At 48.1% G+C, this 20000-nt stretch carries 23 protein-coding genes; 19 read left to right on the forward strand and 4 right to left on the reverse strand.

Annotation, left to right across the window (positions count from 1 at the left end):
• Positions 1-411: 411 nt before the first annotated feature.
• The 3 genes from PEL01S_RS19140 to PEL01S_RS19150 all read right to left on the reverse strand — a co-directional run bounded on the left by PEL01S_RS19140 (position 412) and on the right by PEL01S_RS19150 (position 3037).
• Complete coding sequence (locus PEL01S_RS19140) at positions 412-651, reverse strand: glutaredoxin family protein (RefSeq protein WP_036693043.1); 240 nt, start codon at positions 649-651, stop codon at positions 412-414.
• Positions 652-777: 126 nt separating this feature from the next.
• Positions 778-1398, reverse strand: a complete 621-nt coding sequence (locus PEL01S_RS19145; protein WP_127461437.1) for an NAD(P)/FAD-dependent oxidoreductase — start codon at positions 1396-1398, stop codon at positions 778-780.
• Positions 1399-1498: 100 nt separating this feature from the next.
• A complete protein-coding gene (locus PEL01S_RS19150) occupies positions 1499-3037 on the reverse strand; it encodes a multicopper oxidase family protein (RefSeq protein ID WP_127461438.1) in 1539 nt (512 codons plus the stop codon).
• A 131-nt stretch (positions 3038-3168) separates the two neighbouring features.
• Between PEL01S_RS19150 and PEL01S_RS19155 the strand changes: the two genes are divergently transcribed.
• The gene (locus tag PEL01S_RS19155; protein ID WP_108532102.1) at positions 3169-3306 is read left to right on the forward strand and encodes an ATP-binding protein; all 138 of its coding nucleotides are present in this window, start codon (positions 3169-3171) and stop codon (positions 3304-3306) included.
• A gap of 293 nt (positions 3307-3599) precedes the next feature.
• Positions 3600-3899 (forward strand): LysR family transcriptional regulator substrate-binding protein, encoded by a 300-nt coding sequence (locus PEL01S_RS19160; protein ID WP_127461439.1) that lies wholly within the window; start codon positions 3600-3602, stop codon positions 3897-3899.
• Positions 3900-4151: 252 nt separating this feature from the next.
• On the opposite strand, the gene PEL01S_RS19165 is transcribed toward PEL01S_RS19160, so the two are convergent.
• A complete protein-coding gene (locus PEL01S_RS19165; protein WP_239551503.1) occupies positions 4152-4595 on the reverse strand; it encodes a DedA family protein in 444 nt (147 codons plus the stop codon).
• Between the two features lie 163 nt (positions 4596-4758).
• On the opposite strand from PEL01S_RS19165, the gene PEL01S_RS19170 reads away from it, so the two are divergent.
• The 17 genes from PEL01S_RS19170 (at position 4759) to PEL01S_RS19250 (ending at position 19993) form a co-directional block, all read left to right on the forward strand.
• Positions 4759-5613, forward strand: a complete 855-nt coding sequence (locus tag PEL01S_RS19170) for an ABC transporter ATP-binding protein (RefSeq protein WP_127461440.1) — start codon at positions 4759-4761, stop codon at positions 5611-5613.
• Positions 5606-6262: an ABC-2 transporter permease gene (locus PEL01S_RS19175; RefSeq protein WP_127461441.1), complete on the forward strand. Its 657-nt coding sequence runs from the start codon at positions 5606-5608 to the stop codon at positions 6260-6262. The genes PEL01S_RS19170 and PEL01S_RS19175 overlap by 8 nt, the downstream gene beginning before the upstream one ends.
• Entirely contained in the window at positions 6259-6624 is a 366-nt protein-coding gene (locus PEL01S_RS19180) for a GntR family transcriptional regulator (protein WP_127461442.1), read from the forward strand. The genes PEL01S_RS19175 and PEL01S_RS19180 overlap by 4 nt, the downstream gene beginning before the upstream one ends.
• Before the next feature lie 18 nt (positions 6625-6642).
• Positions 6643-7011 (forward strand): hypothetical protein, encoded by a 369-nt coding sequence (locus PEL01S_RS19185; RefSeq protein ID WP_127461443.1) that lies wholly within the window; start codon positions 6643-6645, stop codon positions 7009-7011.
• Positions 7012-7300: 289 nt separating this feature from the next.
• Positions 7301-8122, forward strand: a complete 822-nt coding sequence (locus PEL01S_RS19190) for an alpha/beta fold hydrolase (RefSeq protein WP_127461444.1) — start codon at positions 7301-7303, stop codon at positions 8120-8122.
• A gap of 207 nt (positions 8123-8329) precedes the next feature.
• Entirely contained in the window at positions 8330-9229 is a 900-nt protein-coding gene (locus PEL01S_RS19195; RefSeq protein WP_127461445.1) for a DMT family transporter, read from the forward strand.
• A gap of 190 nt (positions 9230-9419) precedes the next feature.
• Positions 9420-9722: a hypothetical protein gene (locus PEL01S_RS19200; RefSeq protein ID WP_063184084.1), complete on the forward strand. Its 303-nt coding sequence runs from the start codon at positions 9420-9422 to the stop codon at positions 9720-9722.
• A 410-nt stretch (positions 9723-10132) separates the two neighbouring features.
• Complete coding sequence (locus tag PEL01S_RS19205) at positions 10133-11020, forward strand: Vgb family protein (protein WP_127461446.1); 888 nt, start codon at positions 10133-10135, stop codon at positions 11018-11020.
• 307 nt (positions 11021-11327) lie between these two features.
• Complete coding sequence (locus PEL01S_RS19210; protein WP_063184020.1) at positions 11328-12152, forward strand: ABC transporter permease; 825 nt, start codon at positions 11328-11330, stop codon at positions 12150-12152.
• Between the two features lie 15 nt (positions 12153-12167).
• Entirely contained in the window at positions 12168-13208 is a 1041-nt protein-coding gene (locus PEL01S_RS19215; protein ID WP_127461447.1) for an ABC transporter ATP-binding protein, read from the forward strand.
• A gap of 32 nt (positions 13209-13240) precedes the next feature.
• Positions 13241-14437, forward strand: coding sequence for an extracellular solute-binding protein (locus PEL01S_RS19220; RefSeq protein WP_127461448.1), 1197 nt, complete (start codon positions 13241-13243; stop codon positions 14435-14437).
• On the forward strand, positions 14434-15315 hold the full coding sequence (locus tag PEL01S_RS19225) for an ABC transporter permease (protein WP_174806974.1): 882 nt from the start codon (positions 14434-14436) through the stop codon (positions 15313-15315). The genes PEL01S_RS19220 and PEL01S_RS19225 overlap by 4 nt, the downstream gene beginning before the upstream one ends.
• Positions 15316-15326: 11 nt before the next feature.
• Positions 15327-15809, forward strand: a complete 483-nt coding sequence (locus PEL01S_RS19230) for a hypothetical protein (RefSeq protein ID WP_127461449.1) — start codon at positions 15327-15329, stop codon at positions 15807-15809.
• A complete protein-coding gene (locus PEL01S_RS19235; RefSeq protein ID WP_127461450.1) occupies positions 15790-16785 on the forward strand; it encodes a CehA/McbA family metallohydrolase in 996 nt (331 codons plus the stop codon). The genes PEL01S_RS19230 and PEL01S_RS19235 overlap by 20 nt, the downstream gene beginning before the upstream one ends.
• Positions 16786-16831: 46 nt before the next feature.
• The gene (locus tag PEL01S_RS19240) at positions 16832-17545 is read left to right on the forward strand and encodes a glycerophosphodiester phosphodiesterase (RefSeq protein ID WP_163768426.1); all 714 of its coding nucleotides are present in this window, start codon (positions 16832-16834) and stop codon (positions 17543-17545) included.
• A 30-nt stretch (positions 17546-17575) separates the two neighbouring features.
• Positions 17576-18598 (forward strand): LacI family DNA-binding transcriptional regulator, encoded by a 1023-nt coding sequence (locus tag PEL01S_RS19245; RefSeq protein WP_127461452.1) that lies wholly within the window; start codon positions 17576-17578, stop codon positions 18596-18598.
• 33 nt (positions 18599-18631) lie between these two features.
• Positions 18632-19993: an MATE family efflux transporter gene (locus PEL01S_RS19250; protein WP_127461453.1), complete on the forward strand. Its 1362-nt coding sequence runs from the start codon at positions 18632-18634 to the stop codon at positions 19991-19993.
• Positions 19994-20000 lie beyond the last annotated feature (7 nt).

Below are 20000 nucleotides of genomic sequence, written 5' to 3' on the forward strand. Positions count from 1 at the left end.
AGCAACCCCATTCGGGGTTATTTTTTTTATAAACTTCAGAATTTATCCGATGTCTCATATTCTCCCCCAAAAATCTGATGAGCAGCTTGCCTAAGGCAACTGCTCCTTTTTTTTACTGAATTCTTGTGGGATTAAGAAATCCTTATTATAGCGGGGAGAGCTGAACAGACTATTATTCCGGGCCATCGTTTATCTTGCTGTCACAACCTCCATCGATGAGGAACAATGATCTAAAGATCGGAGCTGATTCACCGCCTAAAAAAGCTTCGAATCACGAAACATTGAAAAAAGAAAGCAGCTTCGGACATGTTGCCCGGAGCTGCTTAACCTATGCTTTCGGAGCATAGCCGAATGCGCGAAACACTGTCTATATATTCGTTACAGTTTAATTGCTCTAGGCGTACGCATATGTTAACTTAACAATTCTCTTATCTCACTTAAATTTTCTGCAAATCCAACAAACACCTTATCGCCAATTACGATCGTCGGAACAATTTGTTTTCCCGTCAAGTTCCAGACTTCCTCTGCATACTTGACGTTTTCTTCGCAGTTATAATCTGTATAGGCAATCTCGTGCTCTTTGAAGTAACGCTTGGCATAATTGCAGTCACTGCAAGTGGGGATCGAATAAATTTTTACGGGTTCCTTCATTCCAGAATCACTCCTTGCTACTATCGAATAACAAGTGCCCCTTCAATCGCTCGGACAAGAGCGGCAAGACATGCCTTGTACTTTAACAGTTGCTTCTTACATGGTTCACCTCCTCTCAGAAATCCATTAACCAGCAATTTGCTGGAGCTGTTCGAGTGAGATCCGGTCCACAAATTTGTTGAATTTTTCTTTACCCTTCGCGTGTGCCTTATAGAAATGGATAATGGCCGTTACGACTGGAACGAGGCGGTCTTCGGTTAATCCTGATACAAGCAGTTTGGCAAAGGAGGTTTTAAGCCCCTTCGGTTCACCGCCAACGTAGATGTCAAATCTATCTCGCATTTTAACAACGCCGATATCTTTAAGTAACGGCTCGCTTGTACCTAAAGCACAACCTGCATACCCGATCTTAAGGGGTGTGGGCGTTTCAATACCTGCTATTGCTTTATTTAAGGTTCGGGCCGTATCCAAACCAGTCTCTTCAGCCCCTTTACAGAAATTACAGGCGATCAGACTTTTGGTCGCAAACCCTGCCGGATACACTTCAAGGCCATAACGCTCAAGATCTTCTTTTATGGCATCACGCCGTTCGAGGGGTACTTCTGCATAAAGCTGTTTGAATGTTGTCATCTCAATTTTTGCATCCGCCCCTACGGCGGCACTGATTTTGGCAAGCTGCTCCGGTGTAAACAGGCTGCCTCCAGCTTGAATCGCTGCGCTAATTGCGATTTTGGTTGTTTCTCCCATGACCATCCCACCTATCTTCGAAATTTATCGAATCATTTCACATCATTGGGCTTTCGGGCCGGTTTATTGGCTTCAGCACTGGCGAGCGCTCATTTTTGTATTACTCCGGTTTATTTCCTGCATTCGGGTCTGCAACAAAATCAGTCTTATAGTCTGTATATTTTAATTCCGTTACCATGCCGGCTGAAGCATGATGAAGATCGTGACAATGGAACATCCAGTTCCCTTCATTAGCTGCTTCGAATGCAACAACATATTCATCGCCCGGCTTCAAATTCAACGTATCCTTCATCATTGGTGATCCTTCAAGCGGTTTCCCGTTCTTGCTTAGTACTTGAAAGAAGTGACCGTGTAGGTGCATCGGATGATCGTCGGTTTTCGAATTATTGACGAGGCGAACCTTGACGGTATCTCTTTTTTTGACGTTTATCGGTTCGGTGTCCGGAAACGTTTTTCCGTTTATGGTGTAGACCATTTCCCCGTTTTTCATTTCGGTGTTCAAATTCATCGTGTATTCCAACGTGTACTTCTGATCTAACGTAAAGTTAGCTTTGCCCGCTTCGCCGTATCGACTCATATCGACAGCCGCCAGCTTCTCCGATTCATTCGCTTTGTCGGAACCCGCGGCAGCTCCTTCATAAGCGATCGTCGCTTTCATCCCTTTAATAGCAGCGTTGTTGCCATGGTCCTCGATCAACCATTTGCCTGGATTGTTCGCGACAAATTCAATATCGTAACGTTCTCCTGGAGCAATACTTATCACATTATCTTTCAAGATATCCGGATTGTTTATCGGCTGCCCATCGGTAGCAATAACTTTGAATTCATGTCCGTGCAAATGAATTTGATGAGACAAATAGCCTGCATTGATCAAACGGATTCGGACTCTATCTCCCTGCTTGACAGGGAGCTGATCCACCAGCGAGCCGGATTTTCCATTTATGGTGTACAGATCGTACATGCTCATATCATGTCCCATATTCATCGTACTGTGATTCATGCCGGACATATTGCCGCCAGACATGTTCATGCCGGACATTTCCCCGGAGATCATCCATTCATCCAGCATCAGTGTGTAATCGCGCTCCACTTTTTCCTCGTTTTTACCTTCTACAACGAAAGAACCGTATAATCCACGATCTAACTGATTTACACTATCCTGATGTGAATGGTACCAGTAGGTGCCGGGGACATCCGCTTTAAACTCGTACGTAAACGATTGGCCCGGTTGAACCGCATTTTGCGTTACGCCTGGTATGCCGTCCATCGCGTTTGGTACGGGAACGCCGTGCCAATGAATGGTGACTGGCTCAGGCAACTGGTTCTTCAAGTTAATCTTAACCGTATCTCCTTGCTTAACCCGTATTTGCGGACCGGGAACCGAATTATTAAACGTCCAGACAGGCAAAGTTTTGCCGGGGGCTATTTCCTGATTGCTTACGGAAGCCGTCAAATTAATTTCTTTGCCCGTTAGAACAGTTGGCTTCACCGTCTGCCCATTTGTCGTCTTTGAGGATGCTTGTGTCTCCTCCATATTCATTTTAGAATGATCCATTCCGCTCATTGAACCGGAACACCCTGCTAATACAACGGATAAGGCCCCGATTGCAATTATGCTTTTAAACTTCCAACTAGCCATGAGTTATCAATCCTTTCTGTATCAAAAAATCCGATAGATCCATCATAGCCGGTTCATATGTAGAACTTTTGAAGAAAAGGAAAATGGAAGTCTTGCACACAATTTGTTAAATGGGGATAAGCTGATAAAAAATATATGATCGGCGGACCGGCGGCAGCGGCCTTGGTCTGACCATTGTAAAGGAATTGGTTTCAGCTCACGGCGGGGAAATATCGGCAGAAAGTGGGCAAGGCACTACGTTTACAATACGGCTTCCCAAGGGAAAGTAGACGATCTCACACAGGATCTTCAAAATCAGTGCAAAGATAATGAATCCAGAGATTAGTACCGGTCGACGACCAATGCGGTCAGACAACATGCCTAAAGGCATCGAGAAGATACTGCTGATCATAATAAACGTGAAAAAAGCGAGCGGGATTAAGGCTGGGAGCATCCCAGCGTCTTGCAAACGCAAAACCAGAAACGTATCAGAGAAATTGGCGACCGAAAATAGTGTCGAAATTATGGAAAGCCATATAAAGCGCCGATTTAAGTTTCTAAACCCGATTTTGGGAAGTTTCACTTGGTTTCCGCTAAAAAGCCGATGGGGTGGGCGGAGTTAAGTTCCTATCCTGTTATCATGTTGGAAAGAGGAAGCAGTTCCCGTGCCTTCGTAGATTATTTTGTAGAGAGCCAAGGAATCGTTCTTCGTCCTGAAATTGAATTGGGCAGCCTTGATTTATTGCTTCAATTCGCGCAAGCGGGGCTCGGTGTGGCATGCATCATTCGCGATTTTGCCAGGAATGAGCTGGGGCAAGGGCAAGTTGTGGAGCTTTTGCAGAAAAGTCCAATTCCTCCTCGCAAGGTAGGTTTGATTCATTAAATGCTGTTCCCGTTTCCGCAGCAGCCCGTCGTCTTCTAGATATGCTGCCGTAACGCTTATACGACTCCATTAAATCAACTCTTTGGCTTATTTCGCTTTTATTTGTTCACTCTTCGCTCTTCTTACGAACCAAATTATTAAAGCGGATGCAATTAGAAGAGCTAGCCCAATCACTAAATATCGATGTATCGTTTCGGTAACGGCACGCCAATGCTCTCCTAAATACGTACCTGAAGTGATAAATGTAAAAGCCTAGATCATGGCTCCAGGCGCTGCATACAGACTAAAGACTCGATAAGACCATTTGCTTATTCCGGCGCTGTAAGCTGTTAAATGACGGACTCCCGGAATGAAGTATCCAATCGTGAGCGCAAACTTACCAAACCTATTAAACCAATGCTGTGTGCTGTCCAACTTCTCTTTTGTGATATGAATTTTTAGCCCATATTTTTCTAAAAGCGGATACCCGAATTTATGTCCAATAAAATAGCTGGCGGACATACCGATAAAGCTTCCTAATACCGAAACAATCAATGTGGGAAAATAATGAAGTTCGCCTTTTGAAATTAAGTACCCTGAGAAAGTCATCAAAATCTCGTCTGGAACCGGCAAGCCTATAATACCAAGGACTAAGGCACCGAAAATGCCTATATAGCCATAGTGAGCAATGAACCAAAAAAGCTTATGCTGAACCATGGGAAGTTGCATCTCCTTCTAGGTTGTGGTTTTTCTCTTTAGTTTTTCCAAAACCCGCAATGTCATGACCCCAGTAGAAAATACCATTATTCCATTGACTTAACAAACCACCCGTGTTATATTGTGCATACACGACATACACAATTTAAAGAGGAGGTACTTTATGCTGGCATTAGACATTAAAAATTTAAATAAGAAATATCAAAATTTCCAGTTAAAAGATGTATCGTTTCAATTGGAAAAGGGTTATATTATGGGATTTATCGGTGCCAATGGCGCAGGAAAAACAACCACAATAAAATCGATCCTGAATATGATTCATATTGATAGCGGCGAGGTACGTATTTTGGGCAAAAACATTGCCGAACACGAAATCGAATTGAAACAAGAAATCGGATACGCATTCGGCGGCATCGATTTTTATACTCGAAGCAAGATGAAAACGTTGACCGATGTAATTAAGAAGTTCTATACGAATTGGGATGATGAAATTTATTATCACTATCTGAGAAAATTTAAATTGGATGAAAATAAAAAAATCGTCGAATTGTCGACGGGAATGAAAGTAAAGTACAGCTTGGCTCTTGCCTTGTCTCACGGTGCGAAGCTTCTCATCCTTGATGAACCAACAAGCGGACTCGATCCGGTCGCAAGAGATGAACTGTTGGAAATTTTTCAAGAGCTCGTCGTAGATGGCGAAATCAGCATTCTTTTCTCTACTCATATTACATCTGACTTGGAGAAATGCGCCGATTTTATTACTTTTATCGATAACGGACAAATTATCAACAGTTCTGAGAAAGATGAATTTATTGCGTCATATCGCCTGCTGAATGGTAACGAAAGGCAGCTAAACCAGGTGAAAGAAAAGTTGATTTCCTACAAAATAAATTCATTCGGCTTTACAGGACTGATCCACTCCAGAGACTTGGATCCCTCTTCCGACATTAAAGCAGCCACACCGAGTCTTGAGGAAATCATGATTTATTTCGCGAAAAAGGAGGATATGTATGTATAACTTAGTAATGAAGGATTTGAAATTAGGCGTAAGTCCAATGTTGTTTATAATGCCTCTTCTTATGGGCGCCTTAATGCTCGTGCCTGGCTGGATCTATTTTATTGTCATTTTGTATTTTTGCTGGATCACGATACCGAATATGTTTGCCGGATATAGAACTCAGAACGATTTGATATTTACCACGATGATGCCTGTAACCAGAAAAGACATGGTGAAAGCAAGGGTGTTCGTTATTGTCATTCTGGAATTATTGCATATTGTTAATGCAATGATCTTTGGTATGATAAATATTCGCTTATACCCGAATCTGACCAATCATTTCTTCGCGCCTCACATGGGTTTTTGGGGATTATGTTTTGTCATGCTTGCGATTTTCAACATTATCTTTATTCCCATGTATTACAAGACAGCGTATAAATATGGCGGGGCAATGTTCGCATCCGTTTCAGCTGCTATGCTTTTTGCCGGAGTTGCACAGTGGATCGGAATCCAAAATTCTTTTGTGTCCGACATTTTCAATGGTACCGGCGCCCACAATACGGCGCTTCAAACCTCCATCCTGATCGCGGGAATCGTGATATTTGTTGTATTCACCATGATTGCTTATCAGATTGGGTTTAAACGATTCCTAAAAGTGGAAATCCAATGAATATAGCTATTTCGAACACATCCGAAAAACCGATTTATCAGCAACTTTTCGAACAAATCAGCGCCCAAATTCTAAAAGGCGAGTTAGAAAGCGGCTATTGTTTGCCGCCAATTCGACAAGCCGCCCTAGAGCTTCGTGTTAGTGTCATCACCGTAAAGAAAGCTTGGGAAGAACTCGAACGATGTGGTTTGATCAATACAGTAACAGGTAAAGGGTGTTTTGTAGCCGAATTCTCGTCCGATGAAATGCTTCAAATACGCAATGAAATGATTTTGAAGCAAATGGTTAACGACACTTCATACTACAAATCCTTCGGCCTCACCCTAGATGAAGTTATTAAATTATTGAAGAAGATTTATTAACAAAGGAGTTAAGTAGTTATGAAAGTGTTAGATAGAACATTTTCCATCGGAGCGATGCTGCTTGTTATCGGAGTCGTATGGGCGTTTACGATGGATGGCATTGGAACGAAAGAGTGGATTTTGCTACTGTTAGTAACTGTATTGGGCATTATAGCGGGGGTGGTTCAAGGACGGCTACTATTTCTAAATAAACGAGGGCAAATCGGATCGGGCAAGATGAAACTCTGGATAGTTGGAATACTCATCGTGTTTGTTGCTCTGAAAGTCGCAATGAATATTTTGATTCCTTCGTATTTAGCTACGAGTGGGAATGGAATCTGGCTGTCGATTGTTTTTGTCATTGGAGGCCTTCTACTCGGGCGCTCATTTTACTTCCGACTCTGGTGAATGGAACGGAAAGTTCTCTTGAAGGAAGCCAGGATTATCGGGAGCTTAATCTTCTCGTCATAATAGGTATGGCAACTGTTTATAACTAAAATGATACAACCAAATGGCTGTGAATCCTTGGATTACAAGGGTTTGCAGCCATTTGGTTGTATTAGCTGAAACTTGGCTCTCTCATAACTGTACCGATACAGATGTGCTTTTTATTGATTGTAGTGCTTGGTACTCACCATTAAAATGAAATGGGCAAGGGTATTATATATGTAATCGATACGAGGAGGTAGATGAAAACATGGCTTACTATATCAACGGCGACCGCCGGAATTATTTCATCGAATTTGGATCTGGACGTCCGGTCGTCCTGCTGCACGGCATCAGCAATTCCGGTCGCGCCTGGGCGCCTCAGATAGCGCCGCTGGTCGAGGCGGGATTTCGGGTGATTGTGCCGGACCATGCCGGGCACGGTGCCTCGGCAAGGCTCGACCGACCGTTCAGCGTGTCCGACATCGCCGCGGACGTGCTCGCGCTCCTCGATCATCTTTCCATCGAAGCCGCCGACATCATCGGCCTATCGTTGGGCGGGATGGTGGCGCTCGAGATTGCGCTCACACAGCCTCGGCGCGTCGGGAAACTCATCGTCGCCAACAGCTTCGATACGACGGCAACGGAGGAGTTCCGGATCATGGCTGAAGGATGGGCTAGAACATTCCGCGGGGAAGATGGTCCGGTCAAGCGCTTTGAAGGCATCTGGCCAATGAATGTCAACGAAGCCTTCCGGGCCAGCGAGGAAGGGATGAAGACCTATCAGGTGTGGCACGGCCTGGCGGCGACGGCCGACGGACAATCGCTCGCTCATGTCGCGGAGGGGATTGTCGGCTTCGATGCGACCGCGCGCCTGGATTCCCTTTCCATGCCCGTCCTGTTCATCGCAGGCGAGCAGGACCGCATGTCACCGCCAGCTGTTTCTCGGCGTATGGCCGATCGCGTTCCAGATGCCGGCTATGTCGAGATTCAGGGCGCCGCACATATTTCCAATGCGGATTCGGCTGAAGTATTCAACGAGGCCGTCATTAGCTTTCTGGGGGCAGCGCGGACGAGCACCATGTCAGTTTAAGATCAATGACGAGTTGGGAAGGCACCAAGACTAGGGAATTAAAACCGGTGAGCGAGGCGGTCACGGTCGAGGTGCCGCCGCTCCTCAAGTCTGAGACATTAAGGCAGTACAGACCGAATCCAAATCTCTAAAATGGTTATGGCAAGCGTGCGGGGTACGAATAAGGAAACCATTTCAGCTCAAGACGTTGCAGAGGGGATATATGATGTGAAAATAAAAAGCATCTTATTTTTAACAGGAATCAGCTTAATATGGGGTTCGCAATTTTTCTTTGTTGATCTTATTATCTCTAAAGTGCCTCCAGTTACACTTGCAGCAGTAAAGGCGCTTGTTGGAGCTATTACATTAGCCTTGATTCATTTTTTCTTATTTACCAAGAAAGAGCAAAGTCAGCCTTCTTCCACTTATCAAATTAAGAAGGTGAGAGTACTTTATGCTGCCATTGCTTTATTTGAAGCGATTATTCCTTTTTTCTTAATCGGGTGGGGGCAGCAACGGGTATCCAGCAGCATTGCTTCCATTATTATGGGGACGGTTCCCATTTTTACGCTGCTTATTTTGTTTATCTTTAGAATTAGCCGATTGCGTTTGTTGCATTTCTTAAGTATTGGCGTTGGCTTCATTGGTATTCTTCTAATGATCTTGCCATCCCTAACCGTTGACTTTACGAATCAGAGTTTATGGGGAATGCCTGCTCTGATCATTGCTTCACTAAGCTTTGCGGTATCTTTGGTCCTCATTGAAAAGTTGCCGCCAATGTCCTCCGTACTGGCGATGAGAAATGTTCTAATTATTGCATCTATTGTTCTGATTCCAGCAAGCTTTCTGTTGGAAAATCCGCTAAGCATGAGTCTGACTTTCATTGAAATGCTTTCTCTACTTATTCTCGGAGTTTTCCATGCAGGAATCGTCTACATGATGTTTAATCAGCTCATTAAGCAATCCGGATCTGCTTTTGCATCGCTAACTAATTATTTTGTTCCAGTGATTGGAGTTATTCTCGGTACAATTTTATTAGGAGATCAGATCGATGCAAAGACGTGGTTTGCTTTAATGATTATATTGATTTCCTTGCTTATGGGGAGTGCAGCGTCTAAAAGTAAATAACGTTGACCGACAGGGCGCATCAGGACCTGGCCCCATAACTGAAAAAATCTTCGAGCCGTTAATGGATCGGGGATTTTTTGATTTTCCAAAGGTTTACGAATAAATATACCCCTTTATAGGTATGGAAACAAGGAGGCAATGATTTTATGATGATGCAGGAATGAGACATTATGAAAAGGTGTGTTGCGGCATGAAGATTAATTTACGCAATCAGGTTGGTATTGTGAAAGAACGTAAAGTCGGATTTTCTTGGACTACTTTATTTTTTGGGTTCTTTCCGGCACTTTTTAGAGGAGACTGGAAATGGGCTATTATTCAATTCATTGCAGCAGGTTGCACTTTCGGAATATCGGTTTTGGTCTTTTGCTTTATTTATAACAAATTGCATATAAACGATTTGTTGAAAAACGGTTATGAGCCTTCTGATGAGAATTCAAGGACGGTGCTTGTAGCGAAAGGGTTTATTACAGGTAACCATACTTTCACGGCATAAGCCACTTTAACGAATAAAGAATTTATATTCGTAATGGTCGGTTTTCACGACTTTTTATTTGTGGTAAAGTTACTGTAAGCCATAACGAAAGGATGACCTAAAAGCCAATGATCTACTAATCCTATCTTTCTAAGAAAATATCGTTGTATACGATGCTTTCAGGATAGGAGTAGCATGGGCTTTTTTGCATATATAAAGAAGAACGACTCTTCGTGTAAAGGATGAGTTCGTCTTTTTTGGACCGTATGCCTGCCTCCTATCCGAACATCGGAATAGGAGGTTTTTTGCGTTTTCCTTCTTATTTTTAGCACCAAAGAGATAGCCGGTATATTGACGCCATCGTAAGCGGAGATATGGACACACTGAAAAAATGAAACAGCATCCTTGATGCTTGATGGGGGGGCAATTGTATGAGGATCATGATACATGAGTATGCGGTCAACGGGTATGATTCGGGGCCCTACGGAATAACCGCCGGAAAAGACGGGACGATGTGGTTTACGGAACAGAAGGGGAATCGGATCGGACGAATCCATGCCGATGGCGGAATACGTTCATTTCCTGTTCCGACAGCGAATGCAGGAGTGATGTCCATCGTTTCGGACCGGACCGGCGACTTATGGTTTACAGAATATCGGGCAAACAAGATCGGGAGAATGTCGATGGACGGTCATTTTACCGAATATGACCTTCCTGTCGCGGACTCCGCACCTTTTGGCATAACGGAAGGTCCCGACGGCGCCATGTGGTTTACCGAAATGAATACCGGCAGAATCGGCAGCATAACAAAATCAGGGGAAATCACGGAATTCGAATTGCCTCATCCCAAAGCATCCCCTTCTTTTATTACTCCGGGACCGGACGGGGCATTATGGTTTACACAGAATCAGAACAATACCATCGGGAGAATCACCGCCGGAGGCGAGGTGAAGGAATATTCGATTCCAACGCCTAATTCCGGGCCTGTGGGCATTACGGCCGGACCTGACGGAGCATTATGGTTTGTGCAAATCATGGGGAATAAAATCGGTAGAATGACGTCCTTGGGCGAGGTGAGCGAATTTGTTATACCGACGCCGAACGCTCGTCCTCATGCGATCATTTGCGGGAAAAACGGGGATCTATGGTTTACGGAATGGGGCGGTAACCAAATCGGCCGAATTACAACGGAAGGGGTTATTACGGAATACGCGATACCTGCAAAGAATGCAGAGCCCCATGGTATCGCAATGAGTCCCAACGGCGACATTTGGTTTGCTGAAGAGTGTAACCAGATCGGACGTCTGACACTGAACTAAAACTTTTACAGCCAATCGCGGTAGTCTGGGCTTTTCAAAAGCTCTTGGCTGCCGTTTTTTTTGACCAATTGCCCCTTTACAAATCATTTAAAAGATCATGAACTCCCGTTAACAATTTTATCGATCGAATTTTACAATCGTCTTCTATTCTTAAAATAGAAATTGCGAAGCAGGGAGGCTGAAAAGTTAAGCATATGTTGTTCCGGTTAAAATTGGTATCGATACCAGAGTGCAGCTGTAAAGGTAGGCGCTTTTTATTTTTCGAAAATTGGTATCGATACCAATTTCGTGAGGAGGTGAAAATTCCATGAGTTGGTACTTCAAAAGCTTGGGAAAAAGAAAGATCGTCGAGTTTGTCATTTTCGCTTTGTTCGTCTTCTTTTTTCTGGGACCGCTAATCAATTTGGCGCTGCTTGCCTTTTCGGGGAAGTGGCAGTATCCGGCGGCGCTGCCGCAAAGCTGGTCTTTGACCTGGTGGAAATTCGTATTGTCCCAGCCTGAAATTTTAAAGTCGATTGGCTTGTCTTTTCTCATTGCTTCCGTCGTCACGGCGCTGTCGATTGTCATCTGCGTTCCCGCGGCCTATGCTTTCGCGCGCATTCAATTTCCGTTCAGCCGTTGGTTTCTGTTCTCGTTCCTGCTGACCAATGCGTTTCCGAAAATGGGCTTATATGTCGCCATCGCGGTGCTGTTTTTCAAGGTCGGCTTGATGAATACCTTTGTGGGCGTTGTTCTCATTCATGTGATTAACACTTTGATGTATATGACATGGATTCCGGCCGCTTCGTTCAAAAGCGTGCATCAGGCCCAGGAAGAAGCCGCAAGAGACGCCGGAGCGGGCCCGTTTCGCGTGTTCTGGAATATTACGCTTCCGATGGCGCTGCCGGGCATTATTGTAGCTTCGATCTTTACGTTCCTGTCCTCTTTGGACGAAGCGCAAGGAACGTTTATGGTAGGGATGCCCGACTTCAAAACGATGCCGCTGATCATGTACGGAGCGGTACAAGACTATCCGGCAACGGCCGGCGCCGTATTTTCCATTATCTTGACGCTGCCTACCATTATTTTGCTGATGGTATCACGGCGCTTCGTCAGCGCGGATGTGATGTCCAGCGGCTTCACCATGAAATAGCAAGGAGGCAGGACGATGACTGCTCCAGTTCAATTATCGATTCGAAATTTATCCAAACGTTACAAAACAGGCGAAGGCGTGACCGGGATATCGTTCGATATCCATCATGGGGAGCTCGTGACTTTGCTGGGCCCGTCGGGCTGCGGCAAAACGACGGTGCTCCGCTCGGTCGGCGGGTTTCTGGAACCGGACTCCGGCGATATTCTGATTGCGGGCAAGAGCGTGCTGCATCTGCCCCCGGAGAAGCGTCCGACCGCGATGGTTTTTCAAAGCTATAATTTATGGCCACATATGAATGTGTTCGAGAATCTGGCCTTTGGTCTGAAAATCCGCAAATTGAAGAAGGATCAAATTCAAGAAGCGGTGGACCGGGCACTCAAGCTCGTCCGGCTGCCCGGCGCGGAGAAGAAACGGCCGACCGAGCTGTCGGGCGGACAGCAGCAGCGCGTGGCCGTGGCGAGAGCTTTGCTGCTGGAACCGGAGGTTCTGCTGCTGGACGAGCCTTTCTCGGCGCTGGACGCGAAGCTGCGGGCAGAGCTCCGGGAGGAGCTTCGGGAAATCCAATCGTCGACGAAGCTGACGATGATGTTCGTCACGCACGATCAGGAAGAAGCGCTGTCGCTGTCCGACCGGATCATCGTCATGAACCGCGGTCATATTGAACAGTCCGATTCGCCGCAAGCCATCTATGACGCTCCGCAGACGCTATTTGTCGCGAATTTTATCGGACGCATGAACATGCTGGAGGGGGTGGCGCATAACGGAAGCATCACGCTGCAAAACCTGGAGCTTCCCGATTCCCGGCATCTGCACGGAGATGTCGTGGTTGCGATTCGGCCGGAGGATGTCCGATGGAAGGATGCGTCTTTCCCCGGTCTGGCGGCCACCGTGAAACAAGTGATGGTGCTCGGGCATTACGCTGAAATTACGCTGCTAACCGAAGCAGGCGTCCTGCGCATGTTCCTGCCCCGGGAAGAAGCCGTTGAACTGTCCGGCGGACAATCGGTCTCGCTTACGTTTTCCAAGCACGCTGCTTATCTTAAAATTTCGGCATAGCTGCCGGCCCAACTTCGAGGAGGATGTCAACCATGAGTATCCATTTCGGCGGTTTCAAGCACAAGGGTAAAAGTTTCGTTCTTGCTTCTCTCTCGGCATTTACGCTTCTGGCGGGTTGTTCGGCGGGAGCGGGAGGCGGGGCTAACTCCGCGGCTCCTGCCAAGAATGAAACGGCTGCTGCGCCAAGCGGCGGTACGACGGAAATTTCGTTTTATTTCAGCGGATCGCAAAACGTGCAGGAATTATGGAAACATCTGAAAGAGTTGTATGAGAAAAAACAGGATAAAGTGAAGGTCAAGCTCGTCTACATTCCGTCCGGACAAGGCGAACAGGCGACCATGAACCGGATTGTTGCCGCCAAGAAAGCGGGGAACAACACGATCGACGTGGATCTGTACGAAGCCAACGGAGGGTCTGATTTGGCCGCCGACAAAAAGGACAACGTCTTCGAGCAGCTGGACGAGAAAAAAATCCCGAATCTCAACTTGATGAACCCGGCGAATATGAAGGATGCGGGCTACAAAGTGGTGCCTTACCGGTCTTCCTCGGTCCTTCTTGCTTATAACAGCGCGAAAGTGCCGACGCCGCCGAAAACGCTCGATGAGCTGTACGACTGGATTCACAAGCATCCGGGCCGATTCGCCTACAATGATCCGGCTACCGGCGGTTCCGGCGCTTCGTTCGTAATTACCGCCTTGTACAAGTCTCTGCCGGAAGAGGCGATCCATAATGAAGATAAAGGCATTGAACAGGAATGGGGCCCGGGCTTCGAGCTGCTCAAATCGTTGTCCAAAGACATGTACCAGCAGGGCGTATATCCGAAGAAAAACCAAGGGACGCTCGACTTGCTCGCCAACGGAGAGGTGGACATGATTCCGGCTTGGTCCGATATGGCGCTGGAGCAGATCAACAAAAAGCTGCTGCCCGAAACGACGAAGCTTGCGCAAATCGAGCCGGCATTTACCGGCGGACCGGGAAGACTGGCCGTACCGAGCATGTCCCAGCATAAAGAAGCGGCCTACGACTTCATCAATTTTGTGCTGAGTCCGGAAGCGCAGGCCGAGGTTGTCAATAAAATTTACGGCTTCCCCGGTATCGAATGGTCGCATATGCCCGCCGATCTGAAGAAAAAGTTCGAAGGCGTGTCCGTCAACTACCGCTCCTTTAATCTCGGGGATCTGGAAGCCGATGCGATGAAACGCTGGCAGAAGGAAGTCGCCGGTCAATGAGCACCCAGTCGCTGGTCACCGGCAAAACATTAAGACCAGCCTTGTTCGGACGCGGAGCGGGACGTTCCGCGCTCGGACTGGTCATGGTGCTGCCTTCCTTTTTGCTGCTGCTCTTGATGATTGTGGTGCCGATCTTCACGTCTGTTCAGGAAAGCTTGAGCGGACGTGACGGCCGGTTTACGTTGGAGCATTACCGCTTTCTGTTTACCGATCCTGCCATGCTGGCGAATATCAAATATACGCTTTATTTAACGCTGGTCTCGTCGGTGCTGGTGCTGCTTATTGCTTATGTGCTTGCCGTGTTTTTACGGTTTAGTACAGGCATTCTCGCGAAGTGTATTGAACGTCTCTATTATATTCCGATGTTCATTCCGTCGGTCATCGCCACATACGGAATTATGAATATGTACGGCAATCACGGCTGGCTGGCCCGCATCCTGCTGCTGTTTACCAATGAGCCGATGATGAAAGTGCTCTTCGATTTCAAAGGACTGCTGCTCGCTAACTTATGGTTTCATATTCCGTTCGCCACCATGCTGCTCAGCTCCGCGTTGTCGGGTATTCCGAACGCCGTCATTGAAAGCGCGAAGGACGTAGGAGCGGGGAAAATCCAAGTGTTCACCCGCATTATCGTTCCTTTATCGTTCAAATCGCTGCTGGTGGCTGCCACGTTCGTCGTGATGGGCATCGTCGGAAGCTTTACGGCTCCGTTTCTGATCGGCCCGAATGCGCCGCAAGTGCTCGGGGTGGCGATGCAGCAGCAGTTTTCTGTCTATTTTGAAACCGGCATTTCGAGCGCGTGCGCCGTATTTATGTTTGTTCTCTGCTCCCTCGTCGGCTATTTCTATATTCGCAGCATGATGAATGAAGAAAAGTAAGGGGATGTTGTATGAAAGATCTGCTGATCGTCGAAGGGAAGCTGACTCCGCTCAGTTCGAAAACGCATATTACCTATCAGTTTTATATGCCTGAGCCTGCGGAATGTCTGGTTATCGATTTTAGCTATAGCCCTAAAACATTGGACGACCCAAGCGCCTCCCGCGAGCTGATTGAAGACGCGATCGATCGGTATGTGAACCCGTCTTTGCGACCCGTCTACAAGGAGCAATGGGAAAAGTTCGCTCCGCTGCAAAATCTGCTCACGCTATCGATCGACGACCCGGATGGATTCCGGGGATCGGCGCATCGCCATCCGAACGAGCAGCATCATGTCTTGTCGCCGAAGGAAAGCTCTCCGGGCTTTAGTGCGGGTCCGATTCAAGAGGGGATCTGGCGGGTCACCCTAAGCGTTCATTGCGTCGTGACCGAAGCGTGCCATTATACATTAAGCATCCGGGGAGGAGCGTCGGCGCATGAACTGGCTTCCGTTTGAACTGCATACCCATACGCCTCACAGCGACGGCATTCATACGCTGCACGACATGTGCAGGAAAGCGGCAGAACTTGGTCTCCGCGGCATCGCCTTGACGGATCACAACACCACATCGGGGCTGGCCGATGCGGCCCGGGTGACGGACGAGACCGGAATATGCATCGTCCCGGGGATGGAGTGGACGACCTTCTACGGGCACATGCTGACGCTTGGCGTCCCTTATTGCGAATGGCGCGATCTGGGCCCGAAGGATATTTTGAAGGGCATTGACCGGGTTCACCGACAAGGGGGCGTGGTCGGCATCGCGCATCCGTTCAGTATGGGCAGCCCGATTTGTACGGGGTGCCATTGGGAGTATGACATCCGGGACTGGCATCAAATCGACTATATGGAAGTATGGCACGAAACGCTGCCTCCGCTGCGCAACCATAACGCCCCGGCTTTCGAGCAATGGACGAATTTGTTAAATCAGGGAGTGCGCATCGCTGCCACAGCCGGCCGGGACTGGCACCATTCCTCCGAGAATAGCGATCCTCCGGCTTTTACGTATCTGGGCATCGCCGGAGATGATCGCGCTGTCACGACGGAAGCCGTAGTGGAGGCGATTCGTTCAGGGCGCATTTGCGTGAGCATAGGGCCGCTCGTAACGCTGGAACTGAGGGCAGGCGGACAGACGTATGGCATTGGCGATGTCGTTCCACAAGCAGCGGGAGAATCCGCCGAGCTTTCGATTCAAGTGCATACCCCATTTCGGACAAGCGGACATCAGTTGCTGCAAGGACCAAGCTATACGTTGATTGTCGAATCGAATCTGGGAGAGCTGTGCCGTGGCACCGTAACGGAGCGTGAATCGGCGTTCTTCCAGACCATTTCCAGCGAAGGGCTGACTTGGCTGCGGGTTCGCCTGCATGGCTTGCTAGGCATGGCTTTAGCGGATGTCGCTTTTACGAATCCGCTTTATTTTGAAGCGCGGTAACGGCAGCGAAGCGATCACACAAAACAACGCAGGAGGCGTGCATTCTATGAATATGCCCCTAATTATCGCGCATACCGGCTGTGAAGGCACGCCGGACAATACTCTGGAGTCGGCTACCGTCGGACGGAGGGCAGGCGCGGAAGTGCTGGAAGTCGATGTCAGAGCGACCAAGGATGGCGTATGCGTGCTTTATCATGACGATAATCCTTGGATCTCCGAGCTTACTTATGCCGAATTGCAGGAAAGGAATCCCTTCATGCTTCCGGCAGGACAGGAGCTGGAACGGCTGGAGACGGTGCTGCTGGCTTTTAAGGGGCAGCCGGTCTTGTTTAATCTTGATATCAAGACCGATGCTGCAGCGTTTCCGACCATCGGGCTACTAAACACGCTGAAGATGTGGGAGCAGATTTATTTTACAGGCGAAACAAAAACGATTACAAATCTTCCCTATCGTGATAGAGTAATGTGGAATACGCCGGAAGCGCTAAAAGAGATGAACGGTGCCGTCTATGAAGCCGCCGTACGGGATTTGTGCAGCATGGCCAAGCAAAAAGGATTCGCCGGAATCAACGTGGACTATCCTTCGTGCCGCGAAGCTCTGGTGCAGTGCGCCCACGAACACGGACTGCTTGTCTGGGTATATACTTTGCCCGAAAGCGGGATGTTTCCGGCTTATGCCGAGATGAAGCTGGACGCGGTCTCCACGCTGGACGTCGGCGCCACTGCGGCTTTGCGGGAGCGGATGCGAGCGGCGCTCTGAATTATTGTTTTGAAATGAGGACAGCAACGTATGGGTGTGAAAATCAAGGATGTGGCACGTGTGGCAGGCGTTTCGGTCACGAGCGTGTCCAGAGTTTTGAACAAAGGCGAGCACGTAAGCGAAAAGCTTGAAAAAAAAGTGCGTCAAGCGATCGAGCAGCTTAATTATTCGCCCAGTTTGATTGCCAAGAGTCTGAAACGAAATAAAACCAATCTGATCGGGGTCATTATCCCCGATATTACGTCCAACTTCCAGGCGACGATTCTGAGCAACATCGAGGAGACCTTGGGGCGCAGAGGCTATAACCTGCTCGTTTCCAACATTGTCGAAGATACGGATAAGGTCGTCAAATATTTGAATGTGTTTCAGGAGATGCGTGTGGACGGCATAGTGCTCATGCATGAAAAGCTGAACGATCATATCCGGCTTTTTTTGCAAAAAAATCAAATTCCGCTGGTGGTCCATGCTGAATTGGGCATGAATCTGCCGACGGTGATGATAGACGATTTCAAGGCCGCTTACGACGCCACAGCGTATCTCATCCGCAAGGGTCATCGGCGGATCGCGATGATTGCGGGGGACATGCGGGACTTATGTGCGGGAAGAAAGCGCTACGAAGGGTATCTCGCCGCTTGCAAGGACTACGGCATTACAGTAGACGAATCGATTATCCGCTTCGGCGATTACAAGCTGGCCAGCGGCTATCGGTTAATGGGCGAGCTTCTGGCCGAAGCCGGCGGTTCGTTTACATCCGTATTTGCGGCGAGCGACGATATGGCGGTTGGCGCCATCAACTGTATGGCGGATCATCAATTGCGCGTGCCGGATGATATATCCGTGATAGGCTTCGACGGCAACCAAATGTCCGACGTGATCCGGCCAAGGCTCACGACCATCCAACAGCCGATGGACAAAATAGGACAAGCGACTGTCGAGCTGCTCATGGAGCTTATCGAGCAAAACGATCATGCACAGCGGTCGCACCCGGCAAGAACGATCGTGCTGGAGCACGAACTGGTGGAGAAAGCCAGCTGCCGTGACATTCATGAATGAGGTGGCTTCCTGAAGAGCTAGAAGGCGGATGGTATGGAAAAACAGCAAGATAAACGGTTTACCTTATTTCGGTTAATGGGTCCCATTTTCGTGGAACAACTGCTTCAAACCATTATATTGAATATAGACACGCTGATGCTCAGCAACTATTCGGATCGTTCGGTGGCCGCCGTGGGCGTGGCCGCTCAAGTGTTAACCGTGGCCCAATTGATGTTCGGATTTGTTACCGTAGGGCTCAGCGTGCTGATTTCGCAATTGCTTGGCGCGGGAAAAGAACGGGAAGCCGCCAGAATGGCTTCGATTGCGCTGGGGATGAACCTTGTGCTAGGGCTCGTCGTCAGTCTGGCTTTATTTATTTTTGCCAGGCCGTTATTGGGCTTGATGAAGCTGCCGCCGGAGCTGATGGGGGACGGATATACGTTTTTGTCAACGGTGGGGATGCTTTCTTTCACCGTAGCGATCATTAGTACGGCAGATGCGGTGCTGCGGATGCACGGTTTTCTGAAGCCGATGCTTCTGCTGTCTTTCTCTGTTATTTTGATCAATATTGCCGGGAACTTTTTGTTCTTATACGGCCCTTTTGGTATTCCGGTTCTAGGTGTGGAGGGGGTTGCTCTGGCGACCAACGCCAGCCGGGTATTCGGGGTAGGCCTTGCGCTATTTCTGCTGATCCGCTATTTGCCGTATCCCCTTTCCTGGAAGGACATGTTTCGGCTGCCGGTCAACGAAGTGAAGGAAATGACCAGAATTGGCATTCCATCGGCGGGGGAAAACATTTCTTATAACGCTTCGCAAGTTTTTATTACGTATTTTGTTACGATGCTGGGCACTTCGGCGCTGACGACCAAAATTTATACCCAGAACATAACTACATTCGTCTTTTTGGTTTCGGTCTCGATCGGACAGGCGACGTCGATGATGATCGGCCGTTTGATTGGAGCAGGTCAGCATGATACGGCTTATCGTGTGTGCTATCGGAATTTGCGCATCGGATGGGCGATTAATTTTGGCATAGGCTGCTTGCTCGTCATGTGTTCCCGCCCGCTGCTCGGCCTGTTTACGAACGACCCAGAAGTGATCCGTCTCGGGCAAACCCTGATGCTGCTGTCGCTGCTGCTTGAAGCGGGGCGCGCATGCAATGTGATTGTCATCGGAGCGCTGAATGCTGCCGGCGATGTTAGATTTCCAGTAGTCATGGGCCTTATTTCCATGTGGGGGCTTAGCATTCCGTTGGCTTATCTTTTTGGGATCGTATGTAAGCTTGGCATCCCCGGAATATGGCTTGCTTTTATCGTCGACGAATTTCTGCGCGGCGCGAGCATGCTGCTGCGCTGGCGTTCCCGAAAATGGCAGCATATCCGGTTCGCGTTGGTTAGCGGATCGGCGAAGATGTAATGGAGCT

This window comes from Paenibacillus elgii NBRC 100335, from assembly GCF_004000865.1.
Classification (GTDB): Bacteria; Bacillota; Bacilli; order Paenibacillales; family NBRC-103111; genus Paenibacillus_G; species Paenibacillus_G elgii.

What these genes read in the sequence shown, in the direction of transcription:
- PEL01S_RS19205 (WP_127461446.1), top strand. Translation starts at nt 10,133, where the DNA reads ATGAGGATCATGATACATGAGTATGCGGTCAACGGGTATGATTCGGGG.
- PEL01S_RS19175 (WP_127461441.1), top strand. Translation starts at nt 5,606, where the DNA reads ATGTATAACTTAGTAATGAAGGATTTGAAATTAGGCGTAAGTCCAATG.
- PEL01S_RS19245 (WP_127461452.1), top strand. Translation starts at nt 17,576, where the DNA reads ATGGGTGTGAAAATCAAGGATGTGGCACGTGTGGCAGGCGTTTCGGTC.
- PEL01S_RS19235 (WP_127461450.1), top strand. Translation starts at nt 15,790, where the DNA reads ATGAACTGGCTTCCGTTTGAACTGCATACCCATACGCCTCACAGCGAC.
- PEL01S_RS19210 (WP_063184020.1), top strand. Translation starts at nt 11,328, where the DNA reads ATGAGTTGGTACTTCAAAAGCTTGGGAAAAAGAAAGATCGTCGAGTTT.
- PEL01S_RS19200 (WP_063184084.1), top strand. Translation starts at nt 9,420, where the DNA reads ATGAAGATTAATTTACGCAATCAGGTTGGTATTGTGAAAGAACGTAAA.
- PEL01S_RS19145 (WP_127461437.1), bottom strand. Translation starts at nt 1,398, where the DNA reads ATGGGAGAAACAACCAAAATCGCAATTAGCGCAGCGATTCAAGCTGGA.
- PEL01S_RS19170 (WP_127461440.1), top strand. Translation starts at nt 4,759, where the DNA reads ATGCTGGCATTAGACATTAAAAATTTAAATAAGAAATATCAAAATTTC.
- PEL01S_RS19225 (WP_174806974.1), top strand. Translation starts at nt 14,434, where the DNA reads ATGAGCACCCAGTCGCTGGTCACCGGCAAAACATTAAGACCAGCCTTG.
- PEL01S_RS19230 (WP_127461449.1), top strand. Translation starts at nt 15,327, where the DNA reads ATGAAAGATCTGCTGATCGTCGAAGGGAAGCTGACTCCGCTCAGTTCG.
- PEL01S_RS19180 (WP_127461442.1), top strand. Translation starts at nt 6,259, where the DNA reads ATGAATATAGCTATTTCGAACACATCCGAAAAACCGATTTATCAGCAA.
- PEL01S_RS19220 (WP_127461448.1), top strand. Translation starts at nt 13,241, where the DNA reads ATGAGTATCCATTTCGGCGGTTTCAAGCACAAGGGTAAAAGTTTCGTT.
- PEL01S_RS19185 (WP_127461443.1), top strand. Translation starts at nt 6,643, where the DNA reads ATGAAAGTGTTAGATAGAACATTTTCCATCGGAGCGATGCTGCTTGTT.
- PEL01S_RS19240 (WP_163768426.1), top strand. Translation starts at nt 16,832, where the DNA reads ATGAATATGCCCCTAATTATCGCGCATACCGGCTGTGAAGGCACGCCG.
- PEL01S_RS19140 (WP_036693043.1), bottom strand. Translation starts at nt 651, where the DNA reads ATGAAGGAACCCGTAAAAATTTATTCGATCCCCACTTGCAGTGACTGC.
- PEL01S_RS19250 (WP_127461453.1), top strand. Translation starts at nt 18,632, where the DNA reads ATGGAAAAACAGCAAGATAAACGGTTTACCTTATTTCGGTTAATGGGT.
- PEL01S_RS19150 (WP_127461438.1), bottom strand. Translation starts at nt 3,037, where the DNA reads ATGGCTAGTTGGAAGTTTAAAAGCATAATTGCAATCGGGGCCTTATCC.
- PEL01S_RS19190 (WP_127461444.1), top strand. Translation starts at nt 7,301, where the DNA reads ATGGCTTACTATATCAACGGCGACCGCCGGAATTATTTCATCGAATTT.
- PEL01S_RS19165 (WP_239551503.1), bottom strand. Translation starts at nt 4,595, where the DNA reads ATGGTTCAGCATAAGCTTTTTTGGTTCATTGCTCACTATGGCTATATA.
- PEL01S_RS19215 (WP_127461447.1), top strand. Translation starts at nt 12,168, where the DNA reads ATGACTGCTCCAGTTCAATTATCGATTCGAAATTTATCCAAACGTTAC.